Below are 15,449 nucleotides of genomic sequence, written 5' to 3'. Positions count from 1 at the left end.
GGCTTGCTCGCGAAGGGCTTAACTCGGTTCCCCGCCAAGCTGTTAAACTCCCGCGCCCCAATTCTCTCCAGCAAGGCGCATGCATGTCTTCCTTGAATCAGGCGCTGCGCGCCGCCCTCGATCAACGCCAGGACTTGCTCGCTGTGCTGCACAGCCAGGGCACCGATTGCTATCGGCTGTTCCACGGCAGCCAGGAAGGCGCCGGCGGTCTGACCATCGACCGCTACGGCCCGCAACTGCTGGTGCAGAGTTTTCACCAGACGCTTGAGCGTGACGACCTGCTGCAACTGCACGCGATGGTCAATCAAACCCTGGGCCTGGAAACCTTGCTGGTCTACAACGACCGCTCCCGTGGCAACTCGCGCATCGACCGTGAAGACAGCGTCTACAAAGCCGAAGACGCCGCACTGGTTGATCTGGTCGGTCACGAATGGGGCCTCAATTACCGCGTGCGCGGGCGGCACGCCGGGCAGGATCCGCTGTTGTTCCTCGACCTGCGCAACACGCGCGGCTGGGTCAAGGAGCACGCCAAAGGCAAATCCGTGCTCAACCTGTTCGCCTACACCTGCGGCGTCGGCCTCAGTGCCGCAGCCGGTGGCGCTCGTGAAGTGTGCAATCTGGATTTCGCCGAAGGTAATCTCGCGGTCGGTCGCGAAAACGGTCTGCTCAATCCGCAGTTGCCGGAGATGGAATTCATTCAGTCCGACTACTTCCCGGCGATCCGCCAACTCGCCGGCCTGCCGATCAGCCAGCGTCGCGGGCAGAAACTGCCAAGCTACCAGCGCCTCGAACAGCGTCAGTACGATCTGGTACTGCTCGATCCGCCGGCCTGGGCCAAGAGCGCGTTCGGCACCGTTGACCTGCTGCGCGATTATCAAAGCCTGCTGAACCCCGCGCTGCTGACCACCGCCGATAACGGCGTACTCATTTGCTGCAACAATCTGGCGAAAGTCAGCATGGACGACTGGCGCGAACAAGTCCTGCGCTGCGCCGAAAAGGCCGGCCGCCCGGTGCGTGAGTGGAGCGTGATGACCCCGGGTGCAGACTTCCCGTCCATGGATCAGCAACCGCCACTGAAAACCCTGATCCTGCAGCTATAAGAAGATCCCTGTAGGAGCTGCCGAAGGCTGCGATCTTTTGATTTTGTCTTTTTTTAAAACAAGATCAAAAGATCGCAGCCTTCAGCAGCTTCTACACAGTCGTGCATATTTCCAGACAAATCTGAACAATCCTGACCCATGCGATGTACTTCGGAACCAGATTCGCGTGCCATACTCCAAGGCACTTCGATTCAGACAGATGAAGCCGCACATGACCAAAGGATTGATTCGCGCGATTGGCGCCTTGTTGACTGCGCTGGCCCTCTACAGCCTGCTGGGGTTTCTGATTTTGCCGGGCATTGCCCTGCGAGTGGCCAACCAGCAACTGGCCAATTACGCCACGGTGCCGGCGCATATCCAGCGCATCGAACTCAACCCGTTCAGCCTTGAGGTCACCTTGTGGGGCCTGGTTATTGGTGAACCGGGCAAAGAGCAGGTGGGCTTCGAACGCCTGTACGCCGACCTGCAAATCGACAGTCTGTGGACCAAAGCCCTGCATCTGGCGAACATCGAACTGGACAAGCCGAAGACCGAAATCCTCTTCGCCAAAGACGGCAAGCTCAATCTGCTCGGCCTGTTCAACGTGCCGGCCAGCGAACCGGTCCCGGCCGATCCCGACGCCAAACCGTTCCCGCTGCGCATCGACAACATCAAACTGGCCAGCGGCGTCGTGCACTTTCAGGACGTGCGCCCAAGCGAGCCGATTGAATTCCTTTACGACGACCTCAGCTTCGAACTGAAAAACCTCAGCACCCTGCCCGAAGACAGCGCCGACATGACCCTCGTCGCGATCGGCCCGGCCGGCGGACGAATCGACTGGAGCGGCAATTTCAGCCTGATCCCGTTCACTTCCGAAGGCACCCTGAAAGTCACCGACGGCAAGATGAAAGCCTTCTGGCCTTACGTGCGTGACTCGGTGCCTTTGGTACTCAACGACGGCGTGGTCAGCCTCAGCACCGAATACAAACTCAACCTGTCGAAAGAAACCGAACTGCTGCTGAACAACGTCAACGTCAGCATCGCGCCGTTCGCGATCAGCGCTCCGGATGGCCGCCCGCTGGCCAAGCTTGAGCGCCTCGACGTCAGTGACACCAGCATCGATCTGGCCAAGCAACACGTGGAGGTCGGCAAGATCCGCAGCCAGAAACTGGAAACCTGGGCCGCTCTCGAAGCTGACGGCCAGCTCGACTGGCAAAAACTGTTCGCCAGCCAACCGTCAAAACCCGCCGCCAAAGCCGCCGCCGAACCGGCCAGCACACCGGCCGCTGCCGATTCGCCGAAAGCTGAACCGACGGCGCCAGGCAAACCATGGCAAGTGCTGCTCAAAGACGTGCAACTGCGCGACTACACCGTTCACCTCGCCGACCGTTCCGCCACGCCTGCGGTGGCGCTGGATATCACGCCGCTGAACATTGATCTGCAGGATTTCGACAGCCTCAACGGCTCGCCCTTCAAGGTCAAACTCGACAGCGGCGTGGGCAAATCAGGCAAGCTGAGCGCCGACGGCGCGGTCAATCTGGCGCCGGTCAACGCCCAACTCAATGTGAAAACCCAGGACATCGACCTGCGTGTCGCACAGTCCTACATCAACCCGTTTATTCGTCTGGAACTGCGCAGCGGCATGCTCGGCAGTGACCTCAAGGTCAACCTCAAGAGCACCGAGCCGCTGGCCCTCAGCGTGACCGGCCGCGCGCAGATCGATCAACTGCACACCCTCGACACCCTGAAAACCCGCGACTTTCTCAAGTGGCAGCAAGTGGTGGTCGAAGGCCTGAATTATCAGCACGGTGACAGCCTGTCGATCGACAAGGTCAACCTGTTCCAGCCGTACGCGCGCTTCATGATCAACGATGATCGCACCACTAACATCGACGATCTGCTGATCCCGCAACCGGCCGACAGTGGCGCGAAATCCGCTGCGGCGAAACCGGCCAGCAAGGACAAGCCGCTGGGCATTCATATCGGCGGCATTGCGATCAATGACGGCTCGGCCAACTTCGCCGACTTCAGCCTGACGCCTAATTTCGCCACTGCGATCCAACAACTGAACGGTCAGATCGGCACCATCGACAGCCGTCAGGCGAAACCGGCCAGCGTCGACATCAAGGGCAAGGTCGACCGCTATGCACCGGTGACCATCAAAGGTGCGGTCAACCCGTTCGACCCGATGGCCAGCCTCGACATCGCCACCAGTTTCAAACGCGTCGAGCTGACCACGCTGACGCCGTATTCCGGCAAGTTCGCCGGTTACCGCATCCGCAAGGGCCGGCTCAATCTCGACCTGCATTACTTGATCACCAAAGGCCAACTGAAAGCCGAGAACAAAGTGGTGGTCGAGCAATTGCAGCTCGGTGAGAAAGTCGACAGCCCGGACGCCGTGAGCCTGCCGTTGAAACTGGCGATTGCGCTGCTCAAGGACGTCGACGGCAAAATCTCCATCGAATTGCCGGTGACCGGCGACCTCAACAACCCGCAATTCAGCGTGATGCCGATTGTCTGGCAGACCCTGCGCAACCTGATCGTCAAAGCCGCAGCGGCGCCGTTCAAGCTGATTGGCGGTTTGGTCAGCGGTGGCGGTTCCGAAGACCTCGGCACCGTGTCGTTCGCGCCGGGCTCCAGCGAATTGAGCAAAGACGCCGAAGGCGCGCTGGTGAAACTGTCGCAAGCGCTGAAAGAACGCCCTGCCCTGCGTCTGGAAATCGAAGGCACCGCCGCGCAAAGCAGCGATGGCCCGCTGATTGCCGAACAGCGTCTGGAACGTGAATATCAGTACAACTACTACAAGATGCTCCAGCGCCGTGGCGATAAAGTCCCGGCTCAAGCATCTTTGATCGAAGTACCGGAGGGCGAAAAAGGCCCGCTGCTCGAAGGCATTTATCGCACCCGCCTGAAAACCCAGCCGCCGGCTGAGTGGAAGGATCTGGGCAAGGAAGAACGCACGGCGAAAATGCGTGAAGGCGTGATCAAGTTCTGGAGTAGCAGCGATGTGTTGCTGCGTCAGTTGGGTCAGGATCGCGCCAGCAGCATCAAGGATTATCTGGTCGACAAAGGCCAACTGGCCGATGACCGCGTGTACTTCATCGACGCCAATCTCGGTCAGGCTGAAAGCGATGGTCGGGTGATCACACCGCTGCATCTGGACGCCGAGTAATGACGGGCAAGTGGCTGGCGGCGATCGCCCTGACGCTGGCTGCCAGCCACGTCTGGGCGTCGGATACGTTGCGCTGCGGCAGTCAACTGGTCAGCCTCGGCGACCGCGCCAGCGAAGTGCTGCAGAAGTGCGGCGAACCGGTTGGTCGCGATCCGCTGGGTTACAAGCGCAGCGCCAATCGGCGTGAAGAGTTTCAGGTCGAGGAATGGACGTACGGGCCGAACAACGGCATGTACCAATACCTGCGCTTTGAAGGCAATCGCCTGCGGCAGATCACCAGCAAACGCGGTAACTAAAACACATCAAAAGATCGCAGCCTTCGGCAGCTCCTACAGGGAAATGCATTCCAAAGTAGGAGCTGCCGAAGGCTGCGATCTTTTTTTGCGCCTGAAATAGAACGGGCCCCGACACAAGTGTCGGGGCCCGTAATGACCACATCCGTGTGGCCGTTCGCATGAACTCTAAAGGTGCGGCAGACGTATTGCTCGGCCCGCCTGTCGCGTCTTCTCCCGGTTCAGGCGAGAAGCCTTAGCCTTACTCGGCTTTCAGGCCGTCAGCGGAGACCGCTTTGACGCCTTTGATTTTCTTGGTGATGTTAACGGCGGTGGTTTTCTGAGCTTCGGTGACAGCTACAGTCGACGACAGCGAAACAACGCCTTTGTTGGTTTCTACTTTGATGTCGGTGCCTGGGATGCCTTTTTCGGTAACCAGGTCGCTTTTGACTTTGGTGGTGATCCAGGTATCGGAAGTAGCTTCTTTAGCTTGGGTAACTTCACCAGCAGCCAAAGTCATTGGAGCAGTCTGAGTGGTTTGGGCGAATGCGCCGGAAGCCATGGTCAGGGTCAGCGCGGTAGCAGCAGCGGCAGTGATAGCGAACTTCTTCATACGAGTAACTCCTGTTTTTCTGGAAAGTCTGCTGCGTGTCTTGTCAGCAGGGTTGCCATATACATTGCGAACGCTGTGCCAACTTTTTCGACGACATAAAAACCTTATGAATCAATAGTTTAGTAAAAATGTAAATTCCCGGATTCATGCAATTTGCATGACTTGCAGATAAATCGCATGCAAGTTGCGGTTTTTTGGAAAGTTCCTAAGACGCTGAAATTATTGAAGCTTTTATTTAGCCCCGGCCAAAGAAAATGCCCCGTAAACGGGGCATGTTTCAGTCGAAGGTCAATGTAGGATCGCTATTAAGTACCGCTACCTGGGCAGCCTTTAGGCGCGTAATCGGCGTTGACCGTCGAAGTGCAGCTCCAGACACCTGCTGCCGAGCCGGTCCCGGAAGAGCGAGCTAGCGTGATCGTTTTGCCCAGCACCGGAGCGGGTGCGTTAGCGAGTGTGCAAACGATACTGCCTGCCCCGGATGAGGCAGTACCTGACGCCTCTACTTTCCCGCAGTTAGTGGTGGTGAACGTAGTGTTGCCGGCGACTAGCGCAAGTGTTGGGTCAGTCCCTTGGTTAATCGTGTCTTCAAACGGAATCTTCAGCGCGCTGATTTCCGCCAGACCCGCCGTGACCTTCGCCCGCGCTTGATACTTGGTGTACTGCGGCAGGGCAATGGTCGCCAGAATCCCGATGATCGCCACTACGATCAGCAGTTCGATCAGCGTAAAACCTTGTTGTTTTTTCATAGACACGCTCCATGCATGAGTCGAAATCTCATGATCTGCAAGGGACGCAGCATAGCCCATGCCAACGGCCGCCAGACCCCGCACGCTGGGCGCACAGCGATCGTGACGCCGTTTCCTACAACCTCTGACCGCACTATCTGACACTTTTTGTCACCTGCGCCCGGCATGTTTGGCGCTGCCGGTTGACTAGGCTATAAGTCATGAACGGCAAGCGTGCGGAATCCCCATGAATGACATCGCTCTGAGCGGTCTGGCCAAGCAATTGGTGCAGGCCGAACTGCTCACGGAAAAAAGCGCCCAACAAGCCTGGCAACAGGCCCAGCGCAATCGGCTATCGCTGGTCAGCTACCTGGTGCAGAACAAACTGGTGAAGAGCTGGCAGGTCGCCGAGATCGCCTCGGAACACTTCGGCATGGCGTTCCTCGACCTCAATTGTCTGGACAAGGAAACCCAGCCCAAAGGCCTGGTCAGCGAAAAACTGGTGCGCCAGCACCACGCCCTGCCCTTGTGGCGGCGCGGCAACAAACTGTTCGTGGGCATTTCCGACCCGAGCAATCATCAGGCGATCAACGACATTCAGTTCAGCACCGGGCTGAACACCGAAGCCATTCTGGTGGAGGACGACAAGCTCACCGATGCCATCGAAAAGTTCTTCGACACCCACGCCTCGGGGCTCGAAGACATGGCCGACGTCGACCTCGACGGCCTCGATGTCGAGGCCGTCGACGATGCTAAACAGGAGAGCATGGGCCCGGATGCCGACGATGCGCCGGTCGTGCGTTTCGTGCACAAGATGCTGCTCGACGCGATCAAAAGCGGCTCCTCCGACCTGCACTTCGAACCCTACGAAAAAAACTACCGCGTGCGCGTGCGCACCGACGGCATTCTGCGCGAAGTGGCGAAACCACCGATCCAGTTGGCCGGGCGCATCGCTGCGCGCCTGAAAGTCATGGCCAGCCTCGACATCTCCGAGCGGCGCAAACCGCAGGACGGGCGGATCAAGATGCGCCTGTCGAAGAGCAAGTCGATCGACTTCCGCGTAAACACGCTGCCGACCCTTTGGGGCGAAAAAGTGGTGATCCGGATTCTCGACCCGTCCAGCGCGCAGATCGGTATCGACGCGCTCGGCTATGAGCCAGCGCAAAAAGACTTGTACATGGCCGCACTCAAGCAGCCACAGGGAATGATTCTGGTCACCGGCCCTACCGGTTCGGGGAAAACCGTGTCGCTGTACACCGGGCTGAATATTCTCAACACCGTCGACATCAATATCTCCACCGCTGAAGACCCGGTGGAGATCAACATGGAAGGCATCAATCAGGTCAACGTCAATCCGCGCCAAGGCCTCGACTTCGCTCAGGCATTGCGCTCGTTTCTGCGTCAGGATCCGGACGTGATCATGGTCGGTGAGATCCGCGATCTGGAGACCGCCGAGATCGCGATCAAAGCCGCGCAGACCGGTCACCTGGTGCTCTCGACCCTGCACACCAACAGCGCCGCGGAAACCCTCACGCGTCTGCACAACATGGGCATTCCCGGTTTCAACATCGCCACGTCGGTGAGCCTGATCATTGCCCAGCGCTTGGCGCGCAAATTGTGCAGCCACTGCAAGAAACCCATCGAGATCCCCCGTGAAACCCTGATCAAGGAAGGTTTCCCCGAGGAACGCATCGGTCATTTCACGATCTACGAGCCGGTCGGCTGCGATCATTGCAACGGCGGGTATAAAGGCCGCGTGGGGATTTATGAAGTGGTGAAAAACACACCCGAGCTGCAACGGTTGATCATGGCCGAAGGCAACTCACTGGAAATCGATAGTCAAATGCGCCGCGACGGCTTCGATGACCTGCGCACCTCGGGTCTGCACAAGGCCATGCAAGGCATCACCAGCCTTGAAGAAATCAATCGGGTCACCAAGGACTGAACATGGCGGTCAAGGCAGCGAAAATCAGCATCTATGCCTGGGAAGGCACGGATCGCAAAGGCAGCAAAGTCACCGGCGAGCTGAGCGGGCAGAATCCGGCGCTGGTCAAGGCGCAGCTGCGCAAACAAGGGATCAACCCGGGCAAGGTGCGCAAAAAATCCGTGTCGTGGCTGAGTCTGGGCAAACGCATCAAGGCGCAGGACATCGCCCTGTTCACCCGGCAAATGGCGACCATGATGAAGGCCGGCGTGCCGCTGTTGCAGTCGTTCGACATCATTGGTGAAGGCTTCGATAACCCGGCCATGCGCAAACTGGTCGACGAGGTGAAGCAGGAAGTTGCTGCCGGTAACAGCTTCGCCGCCGCGCTGCGCAAAAAGCCGCAGTATTTCGACGAGTTGTATTGCAACCTGGTCGACGCGGGCGAGCAGTCCGGCGCCCTCGACACCTTGCTGGAGCGCGTCGCGACCTATAAGGAAAAAAGCGAAGCGCTTAAAGCCAAGATCAAGAAAGCCATGACCTACCCGACCGCCGTAGTACTGGTCGCTGCGGTGGTCACCGGGATTCTGCTGGTCAAAGTGGTGCCGCAATTTCAGTCAGTGTTCTCCGGTTTCGGTGCTGAGCTGCCGCCCTTCACTCTGATGGTGATCAGCCTTTCAGAATTCATGCAGCAATGGTGGTGGGCGATTCTCGGCTTACTGATCGCGGCGTTTTTCGGCACCCGTCATGCGCTGAAAAAATCTCAGGCGTTGCGTGATCGGCGCGATACCTGGCTACTGAAACTGCCGCTGGTGGGCACGATGATGTACAAGTCCGCCGTCGCGCGTTTCGCCCGAACGCTGTCGACAACATTTGCCGCCGGCGTGCCACTGGTTGAAGCGCTGGACTCGGTGGCTGGCGCCGCCGGCAACGTGGTGTTCAAGCGCGCGATTCTGCGTATTCGTCAGGATGTTTCCACCGGCATGCAGCTGAATTTTTCGATGCGCACCACAGGCATTTTTCCCAACATGGCCGTACAGATGACTGCGATTGGTGAAGAGTCCGGTGCACTCGACGAGATGCTCGACAAGGTTGCGGGTTTCTATGAAGAGGAAGTCGACAACATGGTCGACAACCTCACCAGCCTGATGGAGCCGTTCATCATGGTGGTACTCGGGGTGATTGTTGGCGGTCTGGTGGTGGCGATGTACTTACCGATCTTTCAACTCGGCTCAGCGATCTGATATGCCCATCGACGAACTGTTTGCCCTGTATCCGCTGGCCTTTGTCATCACCGCGCTGTTGCTCGGGCTGGTGGTCGGTAGCTTCCTTAACGTGCTGATCTGGCGTCTGCCGAAGATGCTTGAACGCGATTGGCGCCAGCAGGCCCAGGACGTCCTCGGCCTGCCCGGCGAAACGCCGCTGCCTACCTACAACCTGATGCTGCCGCACTCGCAATGCCCGCACTGCGCGCATCGAATTCGGGCGTGGGAAAATATTCCGCTGCTCAGTTACCTGTGGCTGCGCGGCCGCTGTTCCGCGTGTGCAGCGCCGATCAGCAAACGCTATCCGCTGACCGAACTGGCCTGCGGCCTGCTCTCGGCATTTATCGCCTGGCACTTCGGCTTTGGCTGGCAGGCGTGTCTGCTGATCTTCCTGACCTGGGGTCTGTTGGCGATGAGCCTGATCGACACCGAGCATCAATTGCTGCCCGATGTGTTGGTGCTGCCCTTGTTGTGGCTGGGATTGATCGTCAACAGTTTCGGCTTGTTCGTGCCATTGCACGCTGCGCTGTGGGGCGCGGTGGCCGGTTATCTGCTGCTGTGGTCGGTGTTCTGGCTGTTCAAATTGCTCACCGGCAAGGACGGCATCGGCCACGGTGATTTCAAGTTATTGGCGCTGCTCGGCGCGTGGGGCGGCTGGCAGATTCTGCCGCTGACCATTCTGTTGTCATCGCTGGTCGGCGCGATCATCGGTGTGATTTTGCTGCGCCTGCGCCAGCAGGAAACCTCGACGCCGATCCCCTTCGGCCCCTATCTGGCAATTGCCGGCTGGATTGCCTTGCTCTGGGGTGGTCAAATAACCGACTTCTATTGGCAGTTTGTCGGTTTGAAATGAATACCCCTGTGGAAAAACCCTGGATTCTCGGCCTGACCGGCGGCATCGGCAGCGGCAAAAGTGCCGCTGCCCAGCACTTCATCGACCTCGGCATTCATGTCGTCGACGCGGATCACGCCGCGCGCTGGGTGGTCGAACCGGGCCGGCCGGCGCTGGCAAAGATTGCCGAGCATTTCGGCCCCGGCGTGTTACAAGCGGACGGCACGCTGGATCGTGCGGCCCTGCGCAAACTGATCTTCGAGATTCCAGAACAGCGGCGCTGGCTCGAAGCCTTGCTGCATCCGTTGATCGGCGAGGAAATCGCTCATCATCTGGCGCTGGCAAAATCGCCTTACGCGATTCTGGTGTCGCCGCTGTTGATCGAATCCGGGCAATACGCGATGACCCAGCGAATTCTGGTGATCGACGCCCCGCAACAACTGCAGATCGAACGCACCTTGCAGCGTGACCAGACCAGCGAACAGCAGGTTCAGGCGATCCTCAAGGCCCAGTCGAGCCGTGAAGACCGCGTGAGCCGCGCCGACGACGTGGTGGTCAACGCCCGCGACCTCGCCTGGCTGCACAGCGAAGTCGAGCGTCTGCATCACTTTTACCTGACTTTATCCGGAGGCCAAGCATGAGCCAGATTCCTACCGTTGAATGCCCAACCTGCGGCGCCCCCGTGGAATTCACACCTGAAAGCGAATTTCGTCCGTTCTGCTCCGCGCGCTGCAAACTGATCGATCTCGGCGCCTGGGCGTCGGAAGAACACAAGATTCCGGTCGCGCCGGACGCTGAAGACGAACTGTTTTCCGGCGATTTCGATCCTCGTCACTGATCGCGATGAGGGCAGATCTGCTGGGGATCAACGCTTGGGATCGTCGTCCTTCCACGGCGCCGAAAGGTAGCGTGTGCGATTGAAGGTCTCCAGCCATTCCGGGCTGAAGACCACCAGCGCGCTAATGACCATGCCGTTGATAAACGCCTCGGGGAAAATGATCAGCCACAGGTAACCGATGAAATCTTCCAGCCATTCCGGCATGGCGAAGACGCCGTCGTACCACAGCAGCGTCAGACTCAGCAGCAGGCAAACCAACGCCGACAGCGCGGCAGCCAGAAACCCCGAACAGAAGATATACACGAAGGGATTACGCGGTTGTGCACGCTCGACGAGTATTGCCACGCACTCGGTGATCAGCACCGGCAGCAGAATAAACAGCGAGCCGTTGACCCCCATCGCCGCGAGATCCTGACGCCCGAGCAACACCAGACCGATCTGCGCCACCAGCCCGCCGACAATCGCCAGCGGCCAGTCCAGCAGCAAGGTCACTGCGGTCATGCCGATAAAGTGATACGACACGCCGGTGTCGAAATCCCTGCGCACCAGCCACAGCAGAAACAACGCGAACACCGTGCCGAACAGCAAATGCTGACGGCGGCTGTCACTGAACAACTCGACCCACGGCGCACGCACGATCGCCCAGAGCAGCACCGGCAGGTAAATCAGCCAGCCGAGCGTCAGGCTTGCCGTCGACAGCAGTTCAGCTCCAATCATGACTCCCTCACCTTTCTGCGCACATCCCCCCGTAGGAGCTGCCGCAGGCTGCGATCTTTTGATCTTGTTCTTTTTACAGTCAAAAGATCGCAGCCTTCGGCAGCTCCTACAAGGGCGAGGTGAACGGGCGGTTCAAGCAAAGCTTTCTGCTTGTCGCATTTGAACGCTAAGCTTGGGCCTATGGATGACTCAGATTATTTACGCCTGCTGACCATCGCGGCCGAGCAAGCCAACGCGTTCCTGTCCAATGCCCGCAAATGGGAGCGTGAGCGTTGGGTCTGCCAGCGCCTGCTGCAAGGCTTGAATATCCCCTATCGCGCCGACGAGTTCGCCCCGGCCGGTGAGCCGCCGGACGTATTGTTTCGTGATGCCAATTTCGAAGTGTTCTTCGTTCTTGATGAAGGCCGTCGCCTCAACGATGAATGGCGCGACGAACTGCAGCGTCGGCGCAGCGCGTTTTCCCTCAGCCAACTGGTGCGCCGTGAAGCCAAGCCCAAGCGCATCCCGGCCAATGAATTCCTTATGCGACTGGCGCCGACCTTGCGTAAAAAAGCCCACAACTACAAAGAACGCGGCATGGATCTGGGTGAGCTGGACATCATTGCCTTCGCCAGCCTCAAGCGCGAAGTGCTCGACTTGAACAGCCACTTCCCGCCGCCCACCGAATATTTGCGTCAGGGCTGGCGCTCGCTGTCGCTGGTCGGCCCGACCTTCGCCCGCGTGCTGTTCGCCCATCCGGATGCGCCGGATTTTCTGCGCAGCAACCTTGGTCGCAGTATCGTTTTTGATGTGGGGATCAGCCTGTGACGCCGCTTCAGCAGTTGATCGCCGATGTGCCGCAAACCGGACGTGTGCGCTGGATCGGTGTGCGTCCGGAGTCTCGTGGGCCGATGATTGAGCTGGATGCCGTCGAGGCACGACTTGAGGCCGGGCTAACCGGCGATCATGCACGCCCCGGTGTGCGTAATGCGCGGCAGGTGACGCTGATTCAGTGGGAGCATCTGGCGGTGATCAACGCATTGATGGGCCGCCCCGACGATCAACCGGTCAAGCCTGAAGATCTGCGGCGCAATCTCGTTATCAGCGGTATCAATTTGTTTAGCCTGAAAGGTCGGCGCTTTCGCATCGGTCAGGCCATCTTCGAAACCACCGGTTGGTGTCAGCCCTGCGCACGCTTGCAGAACAACCTCGGCCCCGGCACCTTTCAAGCGGTGCGCGGGCATGGCGGAATTACCGCGCGGGTGTTACAAAGCGGGATAATTCGCCTCGATGATGGCGTGTCTGTCGAGCCGGTTCCGGACAGCGGCTATGCTGCGTTCAACCCCGGATAAAAACCGCTGTAGCTTCTGCCCATTCAGCAACGTCTACCTGACGAGGCATTTATGACCAGCCGCCTGAACCCCGAAGACCAGAAACATGTCGAAGAGTACCTGCAACTGTCCCAACACCGAGTCGAGCGCCGGCCTTTCCGGCCGTGGATGCTCCTCGTGCTGGTGCTGGCAGTGACCATTGGTCTGGGCCTGTTGAGCCGATTTATCAGTTACCTGACGCTATGAGCAGCTTGGCGCTCGCTTGGGTAACCGCACCGATTTCCTTTAAAAACCTTGCGAGTTATCCCTATGTCCCATCGTATTGTTATTGTCGGCGGCGGCGCCGGCGGTCTGGAGTTGGCTACCCGTCTGGGTAAGACTCTGGGCAAACGCGGCACCGCCAGTGTGATGCTGGTCGACGCCAACCTGACGCACATCTGGAAGCCGTTGCTGCACGAAGTGGCCGCCGGATCGCTGAACTCCTCCGAAGACGAACTCAACTATGTTGCCCAGGCCAAATGGAACCACTTCGAGTTTCAGCTGGGGCGCATGAGCGGGCTCGATCGCGCGCAGAAGAAAATCCAGCTGGCCGCGACCTATGACGAAAACGGCGTCGAACTGGTACCGGCGCGGGAAGTGCAGTACGACTCGCTGGTCATCAGCGTCGGCAGCACCACCAACGATTTCGGCACTCAGGGCGCGGCGCAGCACTGCCTGTTCCTCGACACCCGCAAACAGGCCGAGCGTTTTCATCAGCAATTGCTTAACCACTATCTGCGCGCACATGCCGGGCAAACCGATGTGGTCGAGCAGATCAGCGTGGCGATCGTGGGTGCTGGCGCCACTGGCGTTGAGCTGGCGGCAGAGCTGCACAACGCGGCGCATGAACTGGCGGCGTATGGGCTGGATCGGATCAAACCGGAAAACATGCACATCACCCTGATCGAAGCCGGGCCACGGGTGCTGCCTGCCCTGCCGGAGCGCATCAGCGGGCCGGTGCACAAGACCCTGGAGAAACTTGGGGTCAATGTGATGACCAACGCCTCGGTCAGCGAAGTGACGGCGGACAGCCTGATCACTGCCGACGGCAACGAGATCAAGGCCAGTCTGAAAGTCTGGGCCGCCGGGATTCGCGCGCCGGGTTTCCTCAAGGACATCGATGGTCTGGAAACCAACCGCATCAACCAACTGCAAGTGCTGCCGACGCTGCAAACCACCCGCGATGAAAACATCTTCGCCTTCGGTGACTGCGCGGCCTGCCCACAACCGGGTTCGGATCGCAACGTACCGCCGCGTGCACAAGCGGCGCACCAACAGGCGTCGTTGCTGGCTAAATCGCTGAAGCTGCGCATCGAAGGCAAAACCCTGCCGGAGTACAAGTACACCGACTACGGCTCGCTGATCTCGCTGTCGCGTTTCTCGGCTGTGGGTAACTTGATGGGCAACCTGACAGGCAGCGTGATGCTCGAAGGCTGGCTGGCGCGGATGTTTTACGTCTCGCTGTACCGCATGCACCAGATGGCGCTGTACGGGCCGTTCCGCACGGCGATGCTGATGCTGGGCAGCAAGATTGGTCGCGGGACTGAGCCACGCCTGAAGCTGCATTGATGATCTAAAAACTGTGGGAGTGAGCCTGCTCGCGAAAGCGATGTGTCAGTCGACATTGATTTCGACTGTGCTACCGCCATCGCCAGCAGGCTGGCTCCCACTTTTTTTTGCGCTGCCCATAAAACCGCCAGACAACCGCAATCAATGTAGGAGCTGCCAAAGGCTGCGATCTTTTGATCTCGCTCTGATCGGCCTGGGTTCACAGGACTTGACGCAGCAGAGCTTTGAACTGCTGTAACCCTTAAAAGCCAAAGATCGCAGCCTGCGGCAGCTCCTACAGTGGATCTGGGTTACACACAGACAATTCTTCTCCTCGAGATTGCTGAAGGTGGCTGAGGTTTTTCGCGGACAAAAAAAATCCCCGTATCTTTCGATACGAGGATTTTTAATATGGTCGGGGTAAGGGGATTCGAACTCCTGACATCCTGCTCCCAAAGCAGGCGCGCTACCGGACTGCGCTATACCCCGGTAAAAAAAAGGCGACCTTTCAGTCGCCTTCTTCGATCAGCGCTTTTGGCCTCTGATCTTAAGATTCGATTCCAGCGTTAACTGGTTTCAAAAATGGTGGGTCGTGTGGGATTCGAACCTACGACCAATTGGTTAAAAGCCAACTGCTCTACCAACTGAGCTAACGACCCAAAAATGGTCGGGGTAAGGGGATTCGAACTCCTGACATCCTGCTCCCAAAGCAGGCGCGCTACCGGACTGCGCTATACCCCGGCTTGAAATTGGCTCCGTGACCAGGACTCGAACCTGGGACCCAATGATTAACAGTCATTTGCTCTACCGACTGAGCTATCACGGAACTACATATTTCAATTTACAACGGTGAAACTTACTGCTTCCAGTCACTCGTTCGCATCGCTGCGTTCGTGTGTCTGAGGCGCGCTATTCTACAACCTAGAACACCTCTGTCAACCCCCTAAATTGCTTTCAAGTTAATGATTTGCAACTTATTTCAGATTTCAGCTCAGTGAGTTGAAACCGTCTTGGCGACTGACTGCGGGGCGCACTTTACAAGCCTTTTCCTTTGAGTTCAACAGCCTAACGAAAAAAAAGGCCCCACAATGTGGGGCCTGCCAATTTTCATTGGCGTT

General features: G+C 58.4%; 15 protein-coding genes and 4 tRNA genes. 12 read left to right on the top strand and 7 right to left on the bottom strand.

What is annotated here, in order from left to right:
• The first annotated feature begins 83 nt into the window (after nt 1–83).
• From KFS80_RS21420 to KFS80_RS21410, 3 genes are all read left to right on the top strand, one after another.
• On the top strand, nt 84–1,100 hold the full coding sequence (locus KFS80_RS21420) for a class I SAM-dependent rRNA methyltransferase (protein WP_212545815.1): 1,017 nt from the start codon (nt 84–86) through the stop codon (nt 1,098–1,100).
• A gap of 199 nt (nt 1,101–1,299) precedes the next feature.
• Complete coding sequence (locus KFS80_RS21415) at nt 1,300–4,251, top strand: DUF748 domain-containing protein (protein WP_212545814.1); 2,952 nt, start codon at nt 1,300–1,302, stop codon at nt 4,249–4,251.
• Nucleotides 4,251–4,547, top strand: coding sequence for a DUF2845 domain-containing protein (locus tag KFS80_RS21410; RefSeq protein ID WP_159815142.1), 297 nt, complete (start codon nt 4,251–4,253; stop codon nt 4,545–4,547). The genes KFS80_RS21415 and KFS80_RS21410 overlap by 1 nt, the downstream gene beginning before the upstream one ends.
• Nucleotides 4,548–4,785: 238 nt before the next feature.
• Here KFS80_RS21410 and KFS80_RS21405 read toward each other — a convergent pair whose 3' ends face one another.
• Nucleotides 4,786–5,136: a BON domain-containing protein gene (locus KFS80_RS21405; protein WP_159815260.1), complete on the bottom strand. Its 351-nt coding sequence runs from the start codon at nt 5,134–5,136 to the stop codon at nt 4,786–4,788.
• A gap of 305 nt (nt 5,137–5,441) precedes the next feature.
• Nucleotides 5,442–5,882: a pilin gene (locus tag KFS80_RS21400; RefSeq protein ID WP_212545813.1), complete on the bottom strand. Its 441-nt coding sequence runs from the start codon at nt 5,880–5,882 to the stop codon at nt 5,442–5,444.
• A gap of 226 nt (nt 5,883–6,108) precedes the next feature.
• Here KFS80_RS21400 and pilB point away from each other — a divergent pair, with 226 nt between their 5' ends.
• Genes pilB through yacG form a run of 5 tightly spaced genes read left to right on the top strand, consistent with a single transcriptional unit; the run spans nt 6,109 to nt 10,717 of the window.
• Nucleotides 6,109–7,806, top strand: coding sequence for a type IV-A pilus assembly ATPase PilB (gene pilB, locus KFS80_RS21395; RefSeq protein WP_212545812.1), 1,698 nt, complete (start codon nt 6,109–6,111; stop codon nt 7,804–7,806).
• 2 nt (nt 7,807–7,808) lie between these two features.
• Nucleotides 7,809–9,026, top strand: a complete 1,218-nt coding sequence (locus tag KFS80_RS21390) for a type II secretion system F family protein (protein WP_053123923.1) — start codon at nt 7,809–7,811, stop codon at nt 9,024–9,026.
• A gap of 1 nt (nt 9,027) precedes the next feature.
• Nucleotides 9,028–9,900 (top strand): prepilin peptidase, encoded by an 873-nt coding sequence (locus KFS80_RS21385; protein ID WP_053123925.1) that lies wholly within the window; start codon nt 9,028–9,030, stop codon nt 9,898–9,900.
• Nucleotides 9,897–10,520, top strand: coding sequence for a dephospho-CoA kinase (coaE, locus tag KFS80_RS21380; protein WP_212545811.1), 624 nt, complete (start codon nt 9,897–9,899; stop codon nt 10,518–10,520). Before KFS80_RS21385 ends, coaE begins: the two co-directional genes overlap by 4 nt.
• Entirely contained in the window at nt 10,517–10,717 is a 201-nt protein-coding gene (yacG, locus tag KFS80_RS21375) for a DNA gyrase inhibitor YacG (RefSeq protein WP_186625120.1), read from the top strand. The genes coaE and yacG overlap by 4 nt, the downstream gene beginning before the upstream one ends.
• 27 nt (nt 10,718–10,744) lie before the next feature.
• On the opposite strand, the gene KFS80_RS21370 is transcribed toward yacG, so the two are convergent.
• On the bottom strand, nt 10,745–11,434 hold the full coding sequence (locus tag KFS80_RS21370) for an energy-coupling factor ABC transporter permease (protein WP_053123931.1): 690 nt from the start codon (nt 11,432–11,434) through the stop codon (nt 10,745–10,747).
• 180 nt (nt 11,435–11,614) lie between these two features.
• Between KFS80_RS21370 and KFS80_RS21365 the strand changes: the two genes are divergently transcribed.
• From KFS80_RS21365 to KFS80_RS21350, 4 genes are all read left to right on the top strand, one after another.
• A complete protein-coding gene (locus tag KFS80_RS21365) occupies nt 11,615–12,241 on the top strand; it encodes a DUF1780 domain-containing protein (RefSeq protein ID WP_008078503.1) in 627 nt (208 codons plus the stop codon).
• Nucleotides 12,238–12,765, top strand: coding sequence for an MOSC domain-containing protein (locus tag KFS80_RS21360; protein ID WP_053123933.1), 528 nt, complete (start codon nt 12,238–12,240; stop codon nt 12,763–12,765). The genes KFS80_RS21365 and KFS80_RS21360 overlap by 4 nt, the downstream gene beginning before the upstream one ends.
• A 51-nt stretch (nt 12,766–12,816) precedes the next feature.
• Complete coding sequence (locus KFS80_RS21355; RefSeq protein ID WP_007909875.1) at nt 12,817–12,990, top strand: DUF3094 domain-containing protein; 174 nt, start codon at nt 12,817–12,819, stop codon at nt 12,988–12,990.
• Nucleotides 12,991–13,053: 63 nt separating this feature from the next.
• On the top strand, nt 13,054–14,352 hold the full coding sequence (locus KFS80_RS21350; protein ID WP_159815266.1) for an NAD(P)/FAD-dependent oxidoreductase: 1,299 nt from the start codon (nt 13,054–13,056) through the stop codon (nt 14,350–14,352).
• A 391-nt stretch (nt 14,353–14,743) separates the two neighbouring features.
• On the opposite strand, the gene KFS80_RS21345 is transcribed toward KFS80_RS21350, so the two are convergent.
• From KFS80_RS21345 to KFS80_RS21330, 4 genes are all read right to left on the bottom strand, one after another.
• Nucleotides 14,744–14,820: transfer RNA gene (locus KFS80_RS21345), tRNA-Pro, on the bottom strand.
• A 94-nt stretch (nt 14,821–14,914) separates the two neighbouring features.
• Nucleotides 14,915–14,990, bottom strand: a tRNA-Lys gene (locus tag KFS80_RS21340).
• Nucleotides 14,991–14,995: 5 nt separating this feature from the next.
• A tRNA-Pro gene (locus KFS80_RS21335) sits at nt 14,996–15,072 on the bottom strand.
• A gap of 9 nt (nt 15,073–15,081) precedes the next feature.
• Nucleotides 15,082–15,157 (bottom strand) — tRNA-Asn (locus KFS80_RS21330).
• Between the last annotated feature and the right edge of the window lie 292 nt (nt 15,158–15,449).

The sequence above is a fragment of the Pseudomonas rustica genome (assembly GCF_018336155.1).
Lineage (GTDB): Bacteria > Pseudomonadota > Gammaproteobacteria > Pseudomonadales > Pseudomonadaceae > Aquipseudomonas > Aquipseudomonas rustica.
This window is presented reverse-complemented; position numbering and strand designations above follow the sequence as displayed.